Genomic DNA, 20,933 nt, shown 5'->3' with positions numbered 1-20,933 from the left:
GTTCGAGTTTTTCACTCGGCCACGAGGACGGACGTCCTTGCAATCGGGCTGATTCGAGTAGAGGGAGAGGGCTGCGGTCCCACCGCAGGATCGAATGAACATTCACTACCGATCACTTCCGAACACCGACTCGACAACTTTCCATTTGCGCCATTGCATCGGCGACATTTCGTCGCGCTCTTGACTCATCGCCCATCGTGCCCCTTTGGTTACACGGTTTCGATGAGGCGCGCGGAAGTGCTGGAAAACTGCGGTCGGGACGAGAATTCAGTGACCTACCGCACACGGCTCCGGCGCGAGCGCCTACCATGACGGAAAAGTAATTGTTACCTTACGTACCACCTTCCCCTGACTGGAGACAGCCGATGGCAAACACCCTCGAAGCAAGCATCGACATCGACGCGACCCCGCAAGACGTGTGGGCCGTCGTGTCGGATCTGAAGCGGATGGGCGAATGGAGCCCCCAGTGCCGCAAGATGCGCGTCCTCGGTGGCGTCGTCGAAGAGGGCACCAAGACCGTCAACATCAACCGCAAGGGCCTCCTCGTGTGGCCGACCACGTCGAAGGTCGTGAAGTTCCAGCCGAACAAGGCCATCGCGTTCCGGATCCTCGAGAACCGCACCATCTGGTCGTACGAACTCGAGCCGACGGCAGGCGGAACCAAGGTCACCGAGCGCCGCGAAGCCCCGACCGGAACGTCGAAGGTGTCGCAGTTCCTGGTCAAGACCGTCCTCGGCGGCAACGAGGACTTCGAGGTCGACCTCGTGAACGGCATGAACACCACCCTCGCCCGCATCAAGTCGGCGGCTGAGCGCACGTAGTCCGGTTGACCCTCGACCTGGTCGAGGCCCCATCGTGGTCCGCATGGACACATCGGACGCCGTCATGGCGAGGATCGCGCAGGGGCAGGAACTGGCAGTAGCGGGAGACCGGGAGGGCGCCCGACGCATCTTCGAGAAGGTGTGGGACGCCCTCGCGGGTTCCGGCGAGGACACAGCGGACCCGTTGCACGTCGTCACGCTGGCCCACTACATGGCTGACGTCCAGACGGACCCCGCCGAGGAGCTGCGCTGGGATCTGCGGGCCCTCGCCGCCGCCGACTCGCTGACCGACGAGCGAGCTCAGGAACACCACTCTTCGCTGCAGGTCGCGGGGTTCTACCCGTCGCTGCATCTCAACGTGGCGGCCTCTCATCACGCACTCGGCCAGTCGTCCGAGGCACGTCATCATCTCGATCGGGCCGCGCAGAGCTGCGAACATCTCGCCGAGGACGGATACGGACGGATGATCCGCGGGGCGGTCGAGCGCCTGCGCGCAGAACTCGACGCCGCGACTGTCGGACCGTGGGGGCAGAGTGAGTGCCGTGCTCAGCATCGGTGAACTCGCCCGGGCGTCCGGTCTGTCGGTCAGCGCGCTGCGGTTCTACGACAAGGCCGGGGTGGTCACCCCGCACGCGGTCGACCCGCGCACGGGCTATCGCTGGTACGCCGACCGGCACGTGGACGCGGCGATCCTCGTCGCCGCGATGCGCCGGGTGGGTATGCCGGTGAAGGAAATGGCGGCCGTACTGAGGGGGACGGACGCCCACGGACTCCTCGACCGGCATCTCGGCCGGCTCGAGAAGGGGCTGGACGACGCTCGACGCGAACTGGCGAGGATTCACGGACTGCTCGACGCGCGGACGGCACGGGAGTGCACGGCCGTCCTCCGCACCACCGACCTCCTCACCGCGTTCGGCGCGGTGCGGTTCGCCGCCGACGCCGACTCGGAGTTCCCGGTGTTGCGCGGCTGCCTCCTGGAGACGGACCACGGCGTGCTTCGGCTCGTCACCACCGACCGCTACCGGCTGGCGGTCGGCACGGTGACCGTTCTCGAACCACCGGACGAGCCGATCTCCGCCGTCGTCCCGTGCACGTTCCTGGACGACGCGGCCGGTCTGCTGGGACGCCACGACACGGTGACCGTCGTCGTCGGCTCCGACAGCATCACCCTCCGCTGCGACGCCGAACAGCTCAGCACCCGCCTCGTCGAGGGCGCGTTCCCCGACCATCGCAGCCTGTCGCCGCGCGACCCGGGAATCGAGCACACCTTCTCCTCGGCGGACCTGCGTGCACTTCTCGCGGACGCAGGCGACCGGGTGGTTCTCGGCGTTCTCGAGTCCGGCGAGATCGTCGTCGGCAGCCCGGGGACGGATCAGCCCGTGCGCTTCCATGTGCAGGTGAGCGCCGGTTTTCTCCTCGAAGCCGTCGACGCGCTGCCGGGTGAGCAGCTGACGTTCCAGGTGGGCGGACCCATCACGCCGCTCGCCATCCGGCCACGATCCGTTCACACATCGGACCCCGCGAGTGCGTACTCTCTCCTGATGCCGTTGCAGCCGGTAGCGCTCACGTAATCTGTGAGTGCGGCGCGATGGCGCGCAGGCAGCACGTCCGTCCGACACAGTTAGAGGAGCCCGTGGCACGCAAGCCCACACCCCCCGGAACCCCGCAATCCACGAGCGTCGGCCACATCGTCGACCTCGTCCGCGGAGCAGTTCCGCCCCTGCATCCGGCCGGGCTGCCCTTCGTCCTCGCACCACTCGGTGTGGCCGTCCTCGGCCGCAAGCGCAAGTGGGTCCGGCGTGGAGCGCTGACCTCCGCCGCGGCCTGCGCCGCGTTCTTCCGGCATCCGCACCGCGTTCCGCCGAACCGTGTCGGCGTCGTCGTCGCACCGGCCGACGGCGAGGTCGCACTCGTCGACTCCGCGGTCCCGCCGTCCGAACTCGACATGGGAACCGAGCCGCTCCCCCGGGTCAGCATCTTCCTGTCCGTGCTCGACGTGCACGTCCAGCGCAGTCCTGTCGGTGGTGAGGTCACGAAGGTCGTCCACCGGCCGGGCCAGTTCCTCTCCGCCGATCTCGCCGACGCCAGCGAGGTCAACGAACGCAACAGCATGCTGCTGCACACCCAGGGAGGCCACGACGTCGTCGTCGTGCAGATCGCCGGTCTGCTCGCCCGCCGGATCGTCTGCGACGCCAAGGTCGGCGACACCCTCCCGATCGGTGACACGTACGGCCTGATCCGGTTCGGCTCCCGCGTCGACACGTACTTCCCGGCGGGCACCACGTTGCTCGCCGAGCGTGGCCAGCGGACGATCGGCGCCGAGACCGTCATCGCTCAACTGCCGTGATCGCCAACGCCAAGCAGCAGAGGCGGGGACGACCCCAGCAGGCGGTTCGGCTCCTGCCGAGCGTGGTCACGATCCTCGCCCTGTGCGCGGGGCTGTCCGCCGTCAAGTTCGCGCTCGACGGCGACCTGGGGACGGCGCTGGCGATGATCGGCGCCGCCGCGGTGCTCGACTCGCTCGACGGCCGCATCGCGCGCCTCCTCGACGCCACCAGCAAGATGGGCGCCGAACTGGACTCGCTCGCCGATTCCATCTCGTTCGGTGTCGCACCGGCCCTCGTCCTCTACGTCACACTGCTGGACGGGCAGAGTTTCGGCTGGATCATCGCGCTGATCTATGCGGTGAGCATCGTGCTGCGGCTGGCACGGTTCAACACGCTCCTCGACGAGGACGACGCGCCGGGCTACACCAACGAGTACTTCACCGGGGTGCCTGCGCCGGCGGGTGCGCTGATCGCACTGACCCCGCTGGCCGCCGCCGCGCAGTGGGGTGACGGCTGGTGGTCGTCGTATCCCGTCGTCGTGGCGTGGACCGTGATGTCCGCGGCGCTGATCGTCAGCCGGATTCCCACACTGGCGCTGAAGACGGTGTCCGTGCCCCCGCGGATGGCGGCCGGTCTACTCGTCCTCGTGGCGCTCGCGGCGGCGGCCCTGGTCACCTACCCGTACATCCTGCTGATCGCGCTCGTGGCCGTGTACCTCGTGCACATTCCGTTCGCGGTCCATTCCAAGCGGTGGGTGGCCGCACGCCCCGAGACGTGGGACATCAAGCCGTCCGAGCGGCGGGCCATCCGGCGTCAGCCCGACGCCCGCGGCAGGCGATCCGCCGCACGGCTCGGACTGCGTCGTCCCCGGGCCCGATAGTTCGCTCCCGCACGTAGGCTCGACGGCGTGACCTCACCGGAACTCGCGCTCACAGTCCGACTGAACACCTCGGCCGCCGACGCCCGGCGCGGCGTGGTCCGGCTGCATCCGGAAGCCCTGGCCGCGCTCGGCGTCCGCGAGTGGGACGCGATCGCCCTCGTCGGCGCGCGCCGCACCGCCGCGGTGGCGGGTCGCGCGCCGACCGGAACCCCCACCGGGACTGCACTCCTCGACGACGTGACCCTGTCCAACGCCGGGTTGTCCGAGAACAGCACGGTCGTCGTGACACCGGTGACGGTGTACGGCGGGAAGACGGTGACGGTCAGCGGCTCGAATCTGGCCGTCAACTCCGTCTCCGACGTCACCCTGCGTCACGCCCTGCTCGGCAAGGTCCTCACGGTCGGCGACACGGTCTCGCTGCTCCCCCGCGATCTGGGCCCCGGAACCAGCACCGCCCCCGCGACACAGGCACTGTCCCGGACGTTCGGTGTCGCCTGGACGTCCGAGTTGCTCACCGTCACCGGGGTCGACCCGGCCGGTGGTCCGGTGAGCGTGCAGCCCAACACCGCGGTCGGGTGGGGTGAGGGTGTGCGCGCGACGGTGTCCGCGGCTCCGCCCCGGTTGCCCGCGCCGCCGGTACCGCCCGCCGAGGAGGTTCCCCCGGTCCCCGTCGAGGACCTGGTCGGTGCCCACACCCAGGCAGCCAAACTCACCGAGTGGCTCGGACTGGCACTCGACGAACCCGAACTGCTCCGCAAACTGGGGGCCTCACCCCATCTGGGCGTCCTGGTAACCGGGCCCGCCGGTGTCGGGAAGGCGACGCTGGCCCGTTCGGTGCTCGCCTCCCGTCGGGTGGTCGAACTCGACGGGCCGAGTGCAGGCGCGCTGGAAGCGGACTCGCGGCTACAGCGGGTCACCGCGGCGGTCGACGCGATCCGCAGCGGCGGCGTCCTGCTGATCACCGACATCGACGCCCTGCTGCCTGCCACCCCGGAGCCCGTGTCGGCGCTGATCGTCGAACAGCTCCGCCGCGCAGTCGACACCGTCGGCGTCGCGTTCGTGGCGACGTCGGCGCACCCGGAGTCGGTCGACGCACGGTTGCGCGGGCAGGACCTGTGCGACCGCGAACTCACCCTGACCCTGCCCGACGGCTCCACCCGCCGGGCGCTGCTGGAACTGCTTCTGCGGAAAGTCCCCACCGACGGGATCGCCCTCGACGCGATCGCGGCCCGCACACCGGGGTTCGTCGTCGCCGACCTCGCCGCGCTGTGCCGGGAAGCGGCCCTGCGTGCCGCCTCGCGCGCGACCAGGAAACCCGTCGACCCGGCGCTCACACAGGACGACCTGCTCGGCGCGCTCGACGTCATCCGCCCCCTGTCGCGGTCGGGCAGCGAGGAACTCGCGATCGGCAGCGTCACCCTCGACGACGTCGGGGACATGGTGGAGACCAAGCAGGCGCTGACCGAGGCGGTCCTGTGGCCGTTGCAGCATCCGGATTCGTTTGCCCGGCTGGGTGTCGATCCGCCGCGCGGAGTGCTGCTCTACGGTCCCCCCGGTTGCGGCAAAACCTATCTCGTTCGGGCGCTGGCAAGTTCGGGGCATCTGAGTGTGCACGCCGTCAAGGGCGCCGAACTGATGGACAAGTGGGTGGGCGCGTCCGAGAAGGCGGTCCGCGAACTGTTCCAGCGGGCGCGGGATTCGGCTCCGTCGCTGATCTTCCTCGACGAGGTGGACGCCCTCGCCCCGCGGCGCGGTCAGAGCTCCGACTCCGGGGTATCCGATCGGGTGGTGGCCTCGCTGCTCACCGAACTCGACGGCGTCGAACCGCTGCGTGACGTCGTCGTCGTCGGCGCCACCAACCGGCCCGACCTCATCGACCCGGCGTTGCTGCGCCCCGGCCGGCTGGAGCGGCTGGTATTCGTGCCGCCACCGGACGGTGATGCCCGACGCGCGATCCTGCGAACGTCCGGGAAATCGGTGCCCCTCGCCGACGACGTCGACCTCGACGCCCTGGCCGACGACCTCGACGGCTACTCGGCCGCCGACTGTTCGGCGCTGCTGAGGGAAGCCGCGCTGGCCGCCATGCGCCGGAACATCGACGCCGCCGACGTCACCGCGGCCGACGTCGCCGAGGCACGCGAAAAGGTGCGCCCCTCACTCGATCCCGAGCAAGTGGCGCACCTGAAGTCCTATGCGCTGTCGCGCCCGTGAGTACTTGTTAACCGCCCGCGGTTTGTGCTGTCTACGTAGATGTGAGACACGGGTGTCTACGTAGATGTGAGACAGATTTTAGGCGGGGCGGAGTTTGCCTTGGTAGCGCTTGGTGTGGTCGAGGTGTAGGTGGCCGATCACGTCGCCGTCGGTGGTGTAGGCGGTGACGTGGTCGTCGTCGCGCAGCAGGGTGACGGTCTGTCCGGCCATCTTTCGGCCGACGCTCAGGCGGGCGCGGGAGTCGACGCACACGGTGCCGGTGGAGGAGACGACGAGGGCGTGCACGGTGGCGTCGTGTTGGATCGGAAGGTGCTGTGGCCCACCGTGGATCGCCGCATTCCGCCAGGCCTGCAGCGGTGGCATCTTGACGGCGCTGTGCGGGCGTTCGGTGTTGTAGAACCGCTGGTAGGTCTCGCACAGTTGCTGCAGTTCGGTGGTGGTGGCCGCGGTGGTGGGCCGTGCGGCCAACCATTGCTTGAAGGTGCGGTGGTGGCGTTCGACCTTCCCGCAGGTCTGCGGGTGATACGGGGTGGAGTGGATCAGCCGGGCCCCGGCCTGCTCCACGACCCGGGTGAAGCCGGAGATGCCGCCCTTGGTGCGGCGGGAGGTGAACGCGCTGCCGTTGTCGGCGAGCACCAACGCCGGGATCCCGAAGCCGGTGAACGCGGCGGTGATCGCCGCGATCGCCCCGGCGGCGGTTTCGGCGTCCGCGACCCGGGTGGCGACCAGGGTGCGGGTGCAGTCGTCGAGGACCTCGAAGACGACGACCTTCTCGCCGGTGGCCAACCGGACCTGGGTGGCGTCGATCTGGTAGCAGTCGCGGGGGTTGCGGTAGCAGAACCGGCGGTACGACGATTTCGGGCGTTTCTTCGGTTCCGGGATCACCAGGTCGTAGCGGGAGAGGATCGTGTTGATCGTGGCCCGGGACGGGATGGTCCAGCCCTCGGCGGCCCAGTGGTGTTTGTCGGCGACGGCCTGCAGGTGGTAGGCGATGGTGTCGGCGCCGCGCTCGTGGTGGGGCAGGTTCAGGCGAAGCCGGACGATTTCGATCTCGACCGGTAGTGGGGTGGCGTGTGGGCAGGAGGTGGGCCGGCGGGACCGGGTGGTCCACCGGCCCTCCTCCTCGATCCGTTTCTTGTGTCGGTAGGCGGTGGCGCGGGAGATCCCGTGGTCGGCGCACCAGCGGGCGAAGTTCCCGTCGAACATGTCGGCGCCGGTGGCGTGGGCGAGCACCAGCAGGGCGTGTAGCAGGTCCATGACGGCATCCGTTCCGGTCATGAACCAAGTTCACGACCAGTCAGGTGCCTCACACCTCGTCGACGGCAGCGTGTCTCACATCTGGGTAGACATCATCTGTCTCACATGTCCCCAGACTCAACAAACCGCCCGCGGTTAACAAGTACTCACGGGTCAGGACCAGCGGCCGAGGAGCGTGGCCGCGTGTGCGGCGAGGGCGGCCTGGAAGAACGGGCCGAAGCTCACCCGCGCGACGCCGAGCGGGCCGAAGCTCGCCGGATCGTCCTGATCGGGCAGACCGATGGCGTTGACGGGCAGCGGGAGCTCCGACGTGAGCCGCTTCTGGGTGGCGTCGTCGTGGCGACCCACGGGGTACAGCACATCGGCTCCGGCCTCGGCAGCGAGCTTCAGCCGAGCGATCGCGCGATCGACACGGTCGGATTCGTCACCCACCTGCTTCACGAACAGGTCGGTGCGCGCATTCACGACCACGTGGATCCCGGCAGCGTCGGCCGCCTGCCGCAATCCTCCGACGAAGTCGGCGTGCTCCTGCGGTTCACGGAGACGCCCACCCTCGCTGTGAACCGTGTCCTCGATGTTCAGGCCGACTGCTCCCGCGCCGATCAGACCCTCGATCAGACGGGCTGGCTCGAGCCCGTATCCCGATTCGATGTCGACCGACAGCGGCAGATCCACCGCTGCGGTGATCTGGGAGATGCGGTGCAGCAGTTCGTCGAACGTGATCCCCTCGTTGTCGGGCTTGCCGATCGAGTCGGAGACCGGGTGGCTTCCGACCGTCAGCGCCTGAAACCCAGCGGACACAGCCAGATTCGCGGACCACGCATCCCACACGGTGGGCAGGATGACGGGGTTGCCGGGCTGGTGCAGCCCCAGCAGGGTGGTGGCCTTCTCGTTGATCGACGTCATAGGTGGGCTCCTCGCCTCGTTTGTATTCGATCGGAGTCGTTCTCGGGCACGCCTTCGGTGCCAACGCCGGGTTCGCCATTTCCATTCCTACCCGCTCGAGTACCGTGAGCGAATGGACTTCCGGGAACCTCTGTCGGCCGCGGCTGCTCTCGCGTCCGGTGCACTGGCCGGTTTCGTTCTCACCAATCCCCGCAACCGGGCCTGGACGATCAATGCTTCCGACCGGGAGATCGATCGGTGGCTCAGCAGCCAGCCGACGGGTGTGGTGGTGGCTCTCGTTCTCGCCGTCATCGCGGTGGCCGGTCTGCAACGGTCCGGCTCCCGGCGGGTGTCGTGGCTCCTGGCGGCGGCCTGCGCGCTCGCCCTGATCGGCGCGCGCTGGGCGGTGCCGCACGCCGGCGGGGTCGACACGCTGATCGCCCTGCACTTCGCCAAGACCGCGACTGCCGGGTTCCTGCTGGGTGCGGCGGTCGCCGCGGTGTGGGGTCGCTGGGTTTCGCAGCTGGCGCTGACTCTCGGTGTCGCGAGCGCGTTCCTCCTCGCGAGTGTGCAGCGACTGCCGCGCGGCGACACCGCGTACGTCGAACCCGCGAGTATGAGCACCTCCGCGATCGGCGAACCCCCGCAGTGGATGCTGATCGCGGTTCTCGTGCTCGCGCTCGCGTCGGCGGTGGTGGCACGGTCGCAGTTCCGGGTGCAGCGTCCCGACCGGAAGACCCTGCTGACCGCGCTGGTCGGCGCCCTGGCTCTCGCCCTGCTCAACCGGTTGCTCGGGGCGTGGATCGACGATCAGGAATTCGGCGAACCCCTGACGGTCTGGCTGATCGTCGCATTCTCACTGGCCGTGATTCTCACGGTCACGGTGCTGATCGCACGCCGGTTCCCGGGGATCGACGGACGCTTTCTGCTCGCCTCGACCGGTGTCACCGCCGCCGCCGTGCTCGTCCTCGACGACCTCCGCACCCCGCGGGTGACGACGCCCGCGCCGGCGTTGCTGGCGGTCGGCGTCATCACTCTGGTCGCGGGAATCGCGATAGCGGTCAGGGTCCCACCGAAGTGGCGGCGCCCGCAGTGGGGACTCTGCCTGGCCGCCGTCGTTCCGCTCCTCGCCGCCGTCTGGCCCGACTTCGGCGACGACGGCGTCGCACTGTTGATCCGGCTGGCCGTGCTGGGTTGCGGCGCGGGTTTCGCGCTCGCCGCCGCTCTGCCGGGGTCGGCGCCCGTCGCGGTACTCGGTTTCGCGTTGCCGTTCGCGTCGCTGGTGTTCGTGGCGGCGACCACGGTTCCCCGTAGCCGGGTGGTCTACTCGGGTGCGAGCACCGAACACCGCCTGCCGTCGTCGCCTGCCTCGACCGCCGCGTCCGACCACCTCGTCGGCTTCGTGATGCTGCTCGTCGTCGCGTTCTGCGTCTACTCGGTACACGAGCGGCGCAGCACACCGGAGGTCACCTAGTCGAGGAGGCCGAGCGACTGCAGCCTGCGGAACACGAGCATCGAGCCGGGCGCGACGTCGGGCATGGCCGCGTATTCGTCGACGGTGAAGTACCGGAGTTCGGCGATCTCGCTCGTCGGCCGCGGCTCGGCGCTCAGTTCGGCGAGGAAGCAGGTCATGTGCAGGTCGGTACCCTCGGGATGTCCGTACGCGGGCGCCTCGAAGACCCCCAGATGTTCGAGCGTCCCGTCGACGATTCCGGCGTCGAGTTCCTCCCGGATCTCGCGGTGGAGCGCCTGTTCGGCGTTCTCGCCCGGATCGATCTTCCCGCCGGCCATGTAGAACGCGGTCTTCCCCACCGATCGGGTCTGAAGGAGTTTCCGGTCGCGGATGTGGGCGAGCGCGGCGGTTCGGATCTCGGCAGGCACCGTCACAAGATAGAACAGTCAGGCCGGCCGCCCATAACACAATGCGCCCCATTAGTCCGATTTGCCGCGATTGTAAGTCCGAATAACCGACCCAGTAGGATGTATCCCGTAGCCCAGTTCGCTAGCTAAGCGAACGGTCTACACGACTCGGTTCGTTTCGTTCCGACACCCCGCCGCCCGCTGACCCCGACGGAGTGCCTTTTGCTTGCTGTTCTGCTCGCCCATGCCGTTGCCGCCGTTCTGGCTCCGCTTGTGGTGCGCAAGTTCGGCCGCAACGGTTTCTACCCACTCTCCCTCGTCCCGCTGGCGTCACTCGGATGGGTGATCGCGAACTGGGGCACCGAACAGACCCTGTCCATCGTGTGGGCTCCGGGCCTGTCGATGGACCTCGACTTCTGGTTCGATCCGCTCGCCGCGATCATGTCGGTGCTCGTGCTGGGTATCGGCACGCTGATCCTGGTCTACTGCGCGCGCTACTTCACCGACGACGAACCCCGGCTCGGCATCTTCGCCGCCGAGATGGTGGCCTTCGCCGGGGCCATGTTCGGCCTCGTCGCCAGCGACAACATGTTGCTGCTGTACATATTCTGGGAACTGACGACGGTCCTGTCGTTCCTGCTGGTCGGGCATTACGCCGAACGCGCGTCGAGTCGCCGGGCCGCGACGCAGGCGCTGCTCGTCACCACCGCGGGTGGTCTGGCCATGCTGGTCGGCATCATCATCCTCGGCCAGGTGAGTGGCACGTACAACCTGTCCGAACTGATCGAGATCGCACCTCGCGGCTGGCTCGCCGGCGTCGCCGTCGTGCTGGTCCTCATCGGTGCCCTGTCGAAATCCGCGATCGTCCCACTGCACTTCTGGCTGCCCGGAGCGATGGCCGCCCCGACTCCGGTCAGCGGTTATCTGCACGCCGCGGCCATGGTGAAGGCCGGCATCTACCTCGTGGCCAGACTGTCGCCCGGGTTCGCCGATTCGGCGCCCTGGCGGTTCACGATCATCACGCTCGGCCTGCTGACGATGGTCCTCGCCGGGTGGCGGGCGATGCGCGCCTTCGACCTCAAACTGGTGCTCGCGTTCGGCACCGTCAGCCAGCTCGGTTTCATGATGGTGCTCGTCGGCCTCGGCACCCGCGACGCCGCGCTCGCCGGCATGACGATGGTCGTCGCGCACGCGATGTTCAAGGCCGCGCTGTTCATGGTGGTCGGCATCATCGACCACACGACGGGCACCCGCGACATCCGCAAACTCGCGCACCTCGGTGACCGCGCACCCGCGCTCACGGTCGTCGCCGCGATGGCCGCGGCGAGCATGGCCGGGCTTCCCCCGTTCCTCGGGTTCGTCGGCAAGGAAGCCGCATTCGACTCCCTGCTGAGCACGACGGTCCTCGCCGACCCGGCGCGGATCGTCACCGTCGGCGTCGTGGTGCTCGGTTCGATCCTGACGCTCGCCTACAGCGTGCGGTTCATGTGGGGCGCCTTCGGTCGCAAGCGGCTCGCGCGGCCGAGCCCGGCCGTGCAGGGCATGCATGCACCCGGACCGTTGTTCCTCGCCGCGCCCGCCGTGCTCTCGGTACTGAGCCTGGCGGCGGGACTCGTGGCGCCGCAGCTCGAGAAGCTCCTGACGCCGTACTCGCAGACCCTGCCCGCCGAGGGTGTCTCCGACTATCACCTCGCACTGTGGCACGGCGTGAACACCGCCCTGCTGCTCACCCTGCTGGTGTTCGCCGTCGGCACCGCGCTCTTCGTGGCGCAGCGCTGGGTCAACCGGTTGCGGTTCGAGCATCCGCCGCTCGGCAACGCCGACCGCATCTACGACGCGACGCTGCGCGGCATGGACGCCCTGTCGATGCGGCTGACGGGCGCCACCCAGCGCGGTTCGCTCCCGCTGACGCAGGCGACCATCCTCGGCACCCTGGTGGTGGTGCCGCTGGTGCTGCTCGTCGTCGGCACGAATACGGGCGCCGACGTCCGGTTGTGGGATTCGCCGGTGCAGTTCGTGATCGGGCTGATGATGGTCGCGGCCGCGCTTGCCGCGACGGTGATGCGCAACCGTCTGGCCAGCGTGATCCTCGTCGGTCTCAGCGGCTACGGCTGTGGTGTGCTGTTCGCCCTCCACGGAGCCCCCGACCTCGCGCTCACCCAGTTCCTGGTGGAGACGCTGACCCTCGTCATCTTCGTCCTCGTGTTCCGGAAGCTGCCCGCCGAGGTGGACGAGCGCAGGGCCATCGGCTTCAAGATTCCGCGGGCACTGCTGGCGGTCGCGGTCGGTGCCACCATCACCACGATCGGCGCGTACGCCATCAATGCGCGGAACTCGGTGCCGATCTACGAGCGACTCCCCGACGCGGCGTACTACCTCGGCAACGGCAAGAACGTCGTCAACGTCCTGCTCGTCGACATCCGTGCCTGGGACACGCTCGGTGAGATCTCGGTGCTGCTGGTGGCGGCCACGGGTGTCGCGAGCCTGGTGTTCCGCAACCGTCGCTTCGGCAGCGCACCCCGGGTGTCCGACGCTCCCGCGGTCACGGCCGATTCGTCGGCGTCGCATTCCGAGACCACGTGGCTGCTCGGCGGCGAGCTCATCGATCCGAAACACCGGTCACTGGTCCTCGAGGTGACGACCCGGCTGATCTTCCCCACCATCATGGTGTTGTCGGTCTACTTCTTCTTCGCCGGTCACAACGCGCCCGGTGGCGGGTTCGCCGGCGGCCTCACGGCCGGTCTCGCGCTGGTCCTGCGGTACCTGGCGGGCGGACGGTACGAACTCGGCGAAACCGTCCCGATCGACGCGGGCAAGATCCTGGGCCTCGGACTCACGCTTGCCGCGGGCACCGCGCTGGCGTCGCTGTTCCTCGGCGCCCCGGCGCTGTCCTCCGCGGTGTTCGAGGTGACGCTGCCGCTGGTCGGCCACGTCAAGATGGTCACCGCCCTGTTCTTCGACCTGGGTGTGTATCTCATCGTGGTCGGGCTCGTACTCGACGTGCTCCGCAGTCTCGGGGCGCGTCTCGACGCACAGATCGAGGTGAACCAGCGATGAGCGCGAACATCGGATTTCTCGTCATCATCGGCGTCCTGGTGTCGGCCGGCGTCTACCTGCTCATCGAACGCAGCATCACCCGCATGCTGCTGGGACTGCTGCTGTTCGGCAACGGCATCAACCTCCTGATCCTCACGTCCGGCGGTACGGACGGCAATCCGCCCATCGTAGGCCGCGAGTCCATCCACGAGTCGATGGCCGACCCGCTGGCTCAGGCGATGATTCTGACGGCGATCGTCATCACGATGGGCATCGCCGGCTTCGTGCTGGCGCTCGCGTACCGGTCGTTCAAGATCACCACGCAGGACGCCGTCGAGAACGACCCCGAGGACACCAAGGTCCTGCGGCGCCGGTCGCCCGCCGAGGCCCCCGACCGCGACCGCTCCGACGACCCGGTCACCGGCGAGCCGAGTTTCAGCGGCGACGCATTCGACAAGGACGGAAACCCCATTCCCCTGGAAGAGCTGAAGAACCTCGAAGACCTCGAATGCTACGAAGACCTGCACGAGGGTGACTTCGACGACGAGGACTCCGACAAGGCCGGGATCGGGGAGAAGTCGTGACCATATCCCCGCACATCATCACGGCCCTCGCGCCGCTGCCGGTCCTCGTGCCGATGCTCGCCGCCGCGGCCACGCTGGTGCTCGGCCGGCGTCCGCGAGCTCAGCGGATCATCACGCTCGTCGCGTTGATCGGCGTCCTCGTCGTGTCGGGACTGCTGCTGTACCTGGCCGACCGCGACGGGACGACGGCCATTCAGGTGGGTGGCTGGGATTCGCCGATCGGCATCACGCTGGTAGTCGACCGGCTGTCGGCGATGATGCTGGTGGTCTCGTCGATCGTGCTGCTCGCCGTCATGGCCTACGCCGTGGGTCAGGGTATCCGCGACGGCAGTGAGGACCAGCCCGTCTCGATCTTCCTGCCGACGTATCTGGCGCTGACGGCGGGCATCTCCAACGCGTTCCTCGCGGGCGACCTGTTCAATCTGTACGTCGGCTTCGAGGTGCTCCTCGCCGCCAGCTTCGTGCTGCTGACGCTCGGTGCGAGCGCCGACCGTGTCCGTGCCGGTGTGTCGTATGTGATGGTGTCGATGGTGTCGTCGCTGATCTTCCTTGCGGGCATCGCATTCGCCTACGCGGCCACCGGAACCCTCAACCTCGCCGACATGGCCACCCGCCTCGACGGCATCCCGTCCGGCACGCGCACGGCCATCTTCGGTGTGCTGCTCGTGGCGTTCGGTATCAAGGCGGCGGTGTTCCCGCTGTCGACGTGGCTGCCCGACTCCTACCCCACCGCGCCCGCACCGGTCACCGCCGTGTTCGCCGGCCTGCTCACCAAGGTGGGTGTGTACGCGATCATCCGCGCGCACACGCTGCTCTTCCCGGAGGGCGAACTCGACAACGTGCTGATGGTGTGCGGCCTCCTGACGATGCTCGTCGGCATCCTCGGTGCGATCGCGCAGAGCGACATCAAACGTCTGCTGTCCTTCACGCTGGTCAGCCACATCGGGTACATGGTGTTCGGTGTCGCGCTGTCGACGCAGTCGGGGCTCTCGGGTGCCATCTACTACGTGGCCCACCACATTCTGGTGCAGACCACGCTGTTCCTGGTGGTCGGTCTGATCGAACGCCAGGCCGGGTCGTCGTCGTTGCGACGTCTCGGCGGGCTCGCCGCGGCGAGCCCCGTCCTGGCCATCGTGTTCCTCGTCCCGGCCCTCAACCTCGGTGGCATTCCCCCGTTCTCCGGGTTCATCGGCAAGGTCGCGCTGCTGCAGGCCGGCTCGGCCGACGCGAGCGTGCTGGCGTGGATCCTCGTCGCGGGCGGAACCCTCACCAGCCTCCTCACGCTGTACGTCGTCGCACGCGTCTGGACCAAGGCGTTCTGGCGGGCCCGCGCCGACGCCCCCGAGGGTGATCTCGCGGACGTCAGCCCGTCGGCGCTGCTCGACGAGTCCGAGGCCGACATCTCGTTCGACGACCGCGCCGACGTGGGCCGTATCCCCGCGATGATGCTCATCCCCACCGTCGCCCTCGTCGCCGTGGGGCTGGCGATGACGGTGTTCGCCGGCCAGATCATCCAGATCAGCGATCGCGCGGCGAGCGACCTGCAGAACCGGTCCATCTACATCGACGCCGTCCTCGGCGGGCATCCCGGCGGCGAAGCGCAGGAGGCACCGCGATGAAACGCGAGAGACTTCTCCAAGTCGGCGCGCTGCTGTGGCTGATGGCGGTGTGGATCCTGTTGTGGGGCAACGTCAGCTGGGGCAACATCCTCGGTGGGCTCGCCGTCGGCGCGCTCATCATGGTGCTCATGCCGCTGCCGCGGGTGCCCGTGGAGGGCCGGGTGCACGTCCTGCCGCTGCTCCGGCTGGCCGTGATGTTCGTGTACTACTCGCTCCAGTCGAGCCTCCAGATCGCGTGGCTCGCGCTCCGGCCAGGCCCGCCGCCCGTCACCGGGGTCCTGCGCTACCAGCTGGGGATCAAGTCGGACCTCGTCCTGACCCTGTGCATCGACGTCCTGAACCTCATTCCGGGCACCATGGTCCTCGAGATCGACCAGGTCCGGCGGATCGTCTACGTGCACGTCCTGGACATGGGCTCGCAGAAGGCGGTCAGCCAGTTCTACCGCACGGTCGCGCAATTGGAACGGCTGTTCATCGCGGCGTTCGAACGCGACTCCGACTGGAAACCGAGCCCCTGGCACAACCGCGACCTGCAATACGAAGACCCCACCCAGGAGGGCAGCTCATGACGGTCGTCTCGGTCATATCCGGAATCATCCTGGTCGTCGCCGGGGTCCTGACGACGTTCCGGCTGCTCGACGGACCCAACTCGCTGGACCGTCTCGTCGCCCTCGACACCCTGATCGCGCTCGCGATGTGCGGGCTCGCCGTGTGGGCCGCGTACACCGGCGACACGACGATCGTGCCCGCCATCGTCGCGCTGTCGTTGGTGGGATTCATCGGCTCGGTGTCGGTGGCCCGGTTCCGGGTGAGTGACAAGTCGTGACCACCGCGCTGAACGTCATCGGGGCCACGCTCATGCTGTGCGGCTCGCTGCTCGCACTGACGGCCGCCATCGCCATCGTCCGGTTCCCGGACACCCTGCGCCGCATGCACGCCGCCACCAAACCGCAGGTGGTCGGTCTCATCATGGTTCTCGCAGGCGCCGTCCTCGAACTGCGCGGCAACGTCGACATCTGGATGCTGATCCTCGTCGGCATCTTCACCCTGTTCACCGCGCCGGTCATCGCGCACAGCGTCGGCCGGGTGGCGTACCGGGAGCAGCGAGATCAGGACGGGCTGTTGATGATCAACGAGTTGGAGCCGCCAGAACGTCGGTGACCGCCGCCTTCGCGCCGCTGCCCCACCGCGCGAGTGCGGTGTCGGGCCGGGCGAAGAACGTCGCGTAGAACCCGAGGCTGATCGCGGCGAGGGCGCCGAGCACGAGCGGTCCGGACACCTCGGGGAATCGGCCCATCGGCACCGCGAGGTAGCGGTAGCTGAGCAGCAGTCCGGCGAGCACCAGCGCGCCGCCTCCGACGAGGCGGACCCGGAACCAGCCCCACCCCCGCTCGGGGTCGCGCAACGCGGATTCGATGGTCAGGCACAGGACGGCTCCGGCGACCAGGTCGACGCCGTAGTGGTAGCCGAATCCGAGGGTCGCCGTCAGCGTGCACACCAGCCAGAACGTGCCGCCGAGGCGCAGCCACCAGGCACCCTGCCGGGAGTGGATGAACAGGGCGAGGGCCCACGCCGTGTGCAGGCTCGGCATGCAGTTGCGGGGGGTCACCGAATCGAACGACATCGGTTCGGGTGCGAAGTCGGGTGTCGGGACGAGGTTGGGCCAGTAGTCGCTGACCTGGAACCCCTGGCCTTCGGTGCCGAACGCGAAGATCGGACCGACCACCGGGAACAGCACGTAGAACACGGGACCGACGAGACCGATCAGCAGGAACGTGCGCACCAGGTAGTGCGACGGCCAGCCGTTCCGCAGTTGGTAGACGGCCACCGCGATGGCCGCGACCGGCAGTTCGATGTAGACCCAGTGGAGGATGCCGTACCCGACGGGACCGAGAGCGTCGACGAACTGCCCCAGGTGCCACGACGGGCTGCCCAGCGCATGATCGGCCAGTTGGGCGTACTCGTCGAGCACCATCGGCCCAGCCATGATCGTGACCTGCAGCCAGGCGTCGCCGAATTTGGTCGCAAGTATCAGCAGCGCACCGAGACCGACGCCCTGGAGGGCGCTGCGCCGCTGGTCGCCGGTCCAGCGGACCGCCGCGTACACGCCCACCGCCGTGAGTACCCAGGTCGCGCCGTTTCCGACGGTCAGCGGGCCGCCCGACAGGTAGCGTGCCGCAGCGACCACGACGTCGATGCCTGCTGCGGCGGAGAGTGCGACGACGCGCTGGCGATTGGTGAGCCCGACCATCGCGAGCGCGAGGCCGGCCCACGGGACGGACGCCGACTTGGGGGTCAGGACGTAGTCGTGGAACAGGCTTTCGAGGGGGCCCTGGAAACCCTGGGTGGACGCGACCACTTGGACCACCACCAGCAGGATCGCCACACCGAGCGCCCCGCTCGCGACGAACATGCGGGAACGATCGACGGGCCCACCCGGCCGCATAACGGCAACATCGTCGATCGACACCCGCCAAGTGTAAACAACACGTGAACGGGAAGTGGACGAGTGTCCTGCCCGAGACCGTCTTTCAGGTCCCGAGCTCCTTCACCAGCGCATCGACCACAGCCACCAGGTCACCGCCGGTCGCCTCCGCGACCTGACGTTGCCGCTGGTAGGACGCACCCCGGCGGGGAATCTCCGCGACCGCGGCCAGTTCGTCCGCGCAGCCGAGACGCACGGCGGTCGGGACCAGCTTCTCGAGCAGGTCGTTCAGGTCGTCGGTGACGAGCCGCTCGTTGCTGTCCTCGTCGAGGATGATCTCGGCGTCGAGCCCGTACCGCGCGGCCCGCCACTTGTTCTCCTTCACGTGCCACGGCTGCAGGTTGGGCAGGTTCTCGCCCGCCTCGAAACGCCGGTCCAGGTCGACGATCAGGCAGTGCACGAGCGCGACGAGGGAACTGAGTTCGGCGCGGGTGGAGATGCCGTCGAAGACGCGGACCTCGATGGTGCCCCACCGCGGCGCCGGCCGGATGTCCCAGTGCATCCCGCCGATCTTGGTGATCACACCGGTCTTCATCTGGTCGCTGATGAAGTCCTCGTACTGCCCCCAGTTCGCGAACTGGTACGGCAACCCCGCGGTGGGGAGTTGCTGGAACATCAGCGCACGGTTACTCGCGTACCCGGTGTTGACGCCGGCCCACATCGGCGAGGACGCGGACAGCGCGAGCAGATGCGGGTACCGCTGCAACAGCGCATTGAGGATCGGGAACACCTTCTGCGGCGAGGACACACCGACGTGGACGTGCACACCCCAGATGAGCATCTGACGGCCCCACCACTGGGTGCGTTCGATCAGCTCGTCGTAATCCGGTGTGCGCGTGACCAATTGGGTCGACCACTGCGCAAACGGGTGGGTGCCCGCGCAGATGAGATCGACGCCGAGCGGGTTCGCCGCCCGCCGCAGCAGGTCGAGCGACTCGTCGAGGTCGTCCATCGCCTCACCGACGGTGGAGTGGATCCCGGTGACGAGTTCGACGGTGTTGCGCAGCAACTCCTTGGTGATCCTCGGATCCTCGGGACCGGCGAGACTCGCCACCGCGTCGAACACTTCCGCGGCCGTGTTGGAGAGATCCCGCGTGACCCTGTCGACCAGCGCGATCTCCCACTCGACACCCAGCGTCGGCCGCGGCGAACCGGGAAAGGGAACTACCACGGTTTCGATCCAACCACAGGCCGCAGTGCGCGGCAGCGCACCGACATCCCGGCCGAAGCCGGGATGTCACGCGGCTCAGCTGGCGCCGATGACACCGCAGGCCACGCGCGAGCCTGCGTCCCCGGTGTTCAGGGTTTCCTGATCGGGGGCGGGTGCGTAACGAGTGGGGATGTTGGCGAAATTGTCGGAACCCGAGTGGATCATGACCGCGGTGCCGCTGTCGCCGTTCTTCAGGTCCTCGACCGTGAAGGCGTCGGTGGTGGTGACCAACTCGGCCGTGCCGTCGGCAAGAACCTGCAGCGAGGTGAGGTCGCCACTCGCGGGGTGGCCCGAGTGACCTTCGGCCTGGAAGTGCCCGCCCGCGGACTGGAAGTTTCCGGGCGCACCGCCGGTGGGTGCCACGGAGTTCGTCTCACACTTTCCGACGGAGTGCACGTGGAAACCGTGGAAGCCGGGCGTCTGATCCTTGACGGAAACGGTGACCTCGACGTGACTGCCTGCCTGCTTGAACGTGGCGGTGCCCACGTCCTCGCCCTCGGCGTTCTTCAGCGTCGCGCTGACCGCGCCGCTCTCGGCGGATTCACCCGAACCGCTCTCGGCGTCGCCGGGAACGCCTGCGGCGCTGGGATCGGCGGCACCGGTCCAGACGGGAGGAGTGGTGCCGGGAACGTCGGTCGGCTCCTCGTTGTTACTGCAGGCGGTCAGTCCGAGTGCTGCAATGGCCACCACCGGGGTGACAATGCGCCAGGACATCCGACGGGTAGAACTCGAGGCCATCAAACCGCTCCTTTGAGGTGGCGAAGAAGTGCATCTGATCATAACCGCGGCGATGGTGCACCGACCGTCCGGTCTACTGCGCGGAGGTGACGATCACGATCACACCCGCAGACGAATTCGCGATACCCGGGAACCGCGGCTGGGCCGACACCCCGAGCTGCGCGGCGATCTCCGTTGCCGCTTCCTTCTCGGCGGCGGAAGTCCCGTAGTACACCGTGGTTTCGGAGATGGTGCCGTCGCTGTAGTTACCGGTTTCCGACACCGTCCACCCCGAGGACATCAGTTCGGTGGCCGTCTGGCTCGCGAGACCGGTGACGTTGCTGTTGTTGAGCACCCGCACCGGGACCGACGCCGCGTCAGCGGACTTCGAGGTGCTCGAGGCGCCGGACGTGGTGCTCGCCGCGGAAGCCGAGGTGGCGCCCGCTGCTCCGGCGGCCGTCGTCGGGCGCGCGGCGGCGGTGGTCCCGGCGGCCGCCGTGGTCGTGACGGTGGCGGCGGTCTCCTCCGAGTCCGAGCCTCCCAGGGAGGCGAACCCGAGACCCGCGAACAGAATCGCGAGGGCGATCAGCACCATCGCGAGGGCACGTAACGGCGGGCCGGACGATTCGGGTTTCGGAATACTCACGATGTCGACCTTAGCCACCGGGTGCTACGTGACGTCGAACCCGAGGCGACGAGCGGCGCGGGCCTTCTGCCTGCTTGCGCGCAGCCGTCGCAGCCGCTTCACGAGCATCGGGTCGGCGGCGAGCGCCTCCGGCCGGTCCACCAGCGCGTTGAGAACCTGGTAGTACCTGGTGGCGGACATGTCGAACAGCTCTTTGATCGCTTCTTCCTTCGCGCCGGCGTACTTCCACCATTGGCGTTCGAAGGACAGGATGTCGTGCTCCCGACGCGAGAGGCCGTCGTCGCCGACGTCCTTGACCCCCGCCGAGTTGTCGCCGTCGATGCGCTCGGACTGGTTCCGACTACGCGCTGTTGCGCCGTCCATCTCACTCCTCGACTACTAGCTCTCGCTCGACC

The 20,933-nt window shown here is 68.3% G+C and carries 21 protein-coding genes; 13 read left to right on the top strand and 8 right to left on the bottom strand.

Annotated elements, in window-relative coordinates:
* The first annotated feature begins 365 nt into the window (after positions 1-365).
* The 6 genes from WKC72_RS12180 to WKC72_RS12155 all read left to right on the top strand — a co-directional run bounded on the left by WKC72_RS12180 (position 366) and on the right by WKC72_RS12155 (position 6,239).
* Complete coding sequence (locus WKC72_RS12180; RefSeq protein ID WP_037240667.1) at positions 366-821, top strand: SRPBCC family protein; 456 nt, start codon at positions 366-368, stop codon at positions 819-821.
* A gap of 34 nt (positions 822-855) precedes the next feature.
* Positions 856-1,380 (top strand): hypothetical protein, encoded by a 525-nt coding sequence (locus tag WKC72_RS12175; RefSeq protein ID WP_370182737.1) that lies wholly within the window; start codon positions 856-858, stop codon positions 1,378-1,380.
* Positions 1,355-2,392 carry a MerR family transcriptional regulator gene (locus tag WKC72_RS12170; protein WP_370182736.1) on the top strand — a complete coding sequence of 346 codons (1,038 nt, stop codon included), beginning with the start codon at positions 1,355-1,357 and terminating at the stop codon, positions 2,390-2,392. The genes WKC72_RS12175 and WKC72_RS12170 overlap by 26 nt, the downstream gene beginning before the upstream one ends.
* Before the next feature lie 62 nt (positions 2,393-2,454).
* A complete protein-coding gene (locus WKC72_RS12165; protein ID WP_370182735.1) occupies positions 2,455-3,168 on the top strand; it encodes a phosphatidylserine decarboxylase in 714 nt (237 codons plus the stop codon).
* The gene (gene pssA / locus WKC72_RS12160) at positions 3,165-4,028 is read left to right on the top strand and encodes a CDP-diacylglycerol--serine O-phosphatidyltransferase (protein WP_370182734.1); all 864 of its coding nucleotides are present in this window, start codon (positions 3,165-3,167) and stop codon (positions 4,026-4,028) included. The genes WKC72_RS12165 and pssA overlap by 4 nt, the downstream gene beginning before the upstream one ends.
* 27 nt (positions 4,029-4,055) lie before the next feature.
* Positions 4,056-6,239 carry an AAA family ATPase gene (locus WKC72_RS12155; RefSeq protein ID WP_037240654.1) on the top strand — a complete coding sequence of 728 codons (2,184 nt, stop codon included), beginning with the start codon at positions 4,056-4,058 and terminating at the stop codon, positions 6,237-6,239.
* A gap of 78 nt (positions 6,240-6,317) precedes the next feature.
* Here WKC72_RS12155 and WKC72_RS12150 read toward each other — a convergent pair whose 3' ends face one another.
* Together WKC72_RS12150 and WKC72_RS12145 are read right to left on the bottom strand one after the other, a co-directional pair.
* Positions 6,318-7,517, bottom strand: a complete 1,200-nt coding sequence (locus tag WKC72_RS12150) for a DDE-type integrase/transposase/recombinase (RefSeq protein ID WP_370180656.1) — start codon at positions 7,515-7,517, stop codon at positions 6,318-6,320.
* Between the two features lie 132 nt (positions 7,518-7,649).
* A complete protein-coding gene (locus WKC72_RS12145; RefSeq protein WP_037240651.1) occupies positions 7,650-8,402 on the bottom strand; it encodes an isocitrate lyase/phosphoenolpyruvate mutase family protein in 753 nt (250 codons plus the stop codon).
* A gap of 112 nt (positions 8,403-8,514) precedes the next feature.
* Between WKC72_RS12145 and WKC72_RS12140 the strand changes: the two genes are divergently transcribed.
* Positions 8,515-9,855, top strand: coding sequence for a hypothetical protein (locus WKC72_RS12140; RefSeq protein WP_128641518.1), 1,341 nt, complete (start codon positions 8,515-8,517; stop codon positions 9,853-9,855).
* Here the strand turns inward: WKC72_RS12140 and WKC72_RS12135 are convergent.
* Complete coding sequence (locus WKC72_RS12135) at positions 9,852-10,268, bottom strand: NUDIX domain-containing protein (protein ID WP_005264381.1); 417 nt, start codon at positions 10,266-10,268, stop codon at positions 9,852-9,854. The two genes, WKC72_RS12140 and WKC72_RS12135, sit on opposite strands and share 4 nt — an antisense overlap.
* Positions 10,269-10,463: 195 nt before the next feature.
* Here WKC72_RS12135 and WKC72_RS12130 point away from each other — a divergent pair, with 195 nt between their 5' ends.
* Genes WKC72_RS12130 through mnhG form a run of 6 tightly spaced genes read left to right on the top strand, consistent with a single transcriptional unit; the run spans position 10,464 to position 16,641 of the window.
* Positions 10,464-13,298, top strand: coding sequence for a Na+/H+ antiporter subunit A (locus tag WKC72_RS12130; RefSeq protein ID WP_128641517.1), 2,835 nt, complete (start codon positions 10,464-10,466; stop codon positions 13,296-13,298).
* Positions 13,295-13,861, top strand: a complete 567-nt coding sequence (locus WKC72_RS12125) for a Na(+)/H(+) antiporter subunit C (protein ID WP_037240643.1) — start codon at positions 13,295-13,297, stop codon at positions 13,859-13,861. Before WKC72_RS12130 ends, WKC72_RS12125 begins: the two co-directional genes overlap by 4 nt.
* Positions 13,858-15,480 (top strand): Na+/H+ antiporter subunit D, encoded by a 1,623-nt coding sequence (locus WKC72_RS12120; RefSeq protein WP_112300901.1) that lies wholly within the window; start codon positions 13,858-13,860, stop codon positions 15,478-15,480. The genes WKC72_RS12125 and WKC72_RS12120 overlap by 4 nt, the downstream gene beginning before the upstream one ends.
* Positions 15,477-16,049, top strand: coding sequence for a Na+/H+ antiporter subunit E (locus WKC72_RS12115; RefSeq protein ID WP_037240639.1), 573 nt, complete (start codon positions 15,477-15,479; stop codon positions 16,047-16,049). Before WKC72_RS12120 ends, WKC72_RS12115 begins: the two co-directional genes overlap by 4 nt.
* Positions 16,046-16,306, top strand: coding sequence for a monovalent cation/H+ antiporter complex subunit F (locus WKC72_RS12110; RefSeq protein ID WP_005251754.1), 261 nt, complete (start codon positions 16,046-16,048; stop codon positions 16,304-16,306). Before WKC72_RS12115 ends, WKC72_RS12110 begins: the two co-directional genes overlap by 4 nt.
* Entirely contained in the window at positions 16,303-16,641 is a 339-nt protein-coding gene (gene mnhG, locus WKC72_RS12105; protein WP_037240636.1) for a monovalent cation/H(+) antiporter subunit G, read from the top strand. Before WKC72_RS12110 ends, mnhG begins: the two co-directional genes overlap by 4 nt.
* On the opposite strand, the gene WKC72_RS12100 is transcribed toward mnhG, so the two are convergent.
* From WKC72_RS12100 to WKC72_RS12080, 5 genes are all read right to left on the bottom strand, one after another.
* A complete protein-coding gene (locus tag WKC72_RS12100) occupies positions 16,610-17,893 on the bottom strand; it encodes a phosphatase PAP2 family protein (RefSeq protein ID WP_128641515.1) in 1,284 nt (427 codons plus the stop codon). The genes mnhG and WKC72_RS12100 overlap by 32 nt on opposite strands.
* A gap of 118 nt (positions 17,894-18,011) precedes the next feature.
* Complete coding sequence (locus WKC72_RS12095) at positions 18,012-19,136, bottom strand: glutamate--cysteine ligase (protein WP_370182732.1); 1,125 nt, start codon at positions 19,134-19,136, stop codon at positions 18,012-18,014.
* 75 nt (positions 19,137-19,211) lie between these two features.
* Positions 19,212-19,913 carry a superoxide dismutase family protein gene (locus WKC72_RS12090; RefSeq protein ID WP_370182731.1) on the bottom strand — a complete coding sequence of 234 codons (702 nt, stop codon included), beginning with the start codon at positions 19,911-19,913 and terminating at the stop codon, positions 19,212-19,214.
* 73 nt (positions 19,914-19,986) lie between these two features.
* Positions 19,987-20,538 (bottom strand): LytR C-terminal domain-containing protein, encoded by a 552-nt coding sequence (locus WKC72_RS12085; RefSeq protein ID WP_370182730.1) that lies wholly within the window; start codon positions 20,536-20,538, stop codon positions 19,987-19,989.
* 24 nt (positions 20,539-20,562) lie between these two features.
* The gene (locus WKC72_RS12080; protein ID WP_011594977.1) at positions 20,563-20,901 is read right to left on the bottom strand and encodes a DUF3263 domain-containing protein; all 339 of its coding nucleotides are present in this window, start codon (positions 20,899-20,901) and stop codon (positions 20,563-20,565) included.
* Positions 20,902-20,933 lie beyond the last annotated feature (32 nt).

Origin of the sequence: Rhodococcus wratislaviensis (genome assembly GCF_041228765.1) — a bacterium.
Lineage (GTDB): Bacteria > Actinomycetota > Actinomycetes > Mycobacteriales > Mycobacteriaceae > Rhodococcus_F > Rhodococcus_F wratislaviensis.
The sequence above is the reverse complement of the archived record's forward strand: the minus strand, read 5'-3'. Positions and strand labels throughout refer to the sequence as shown.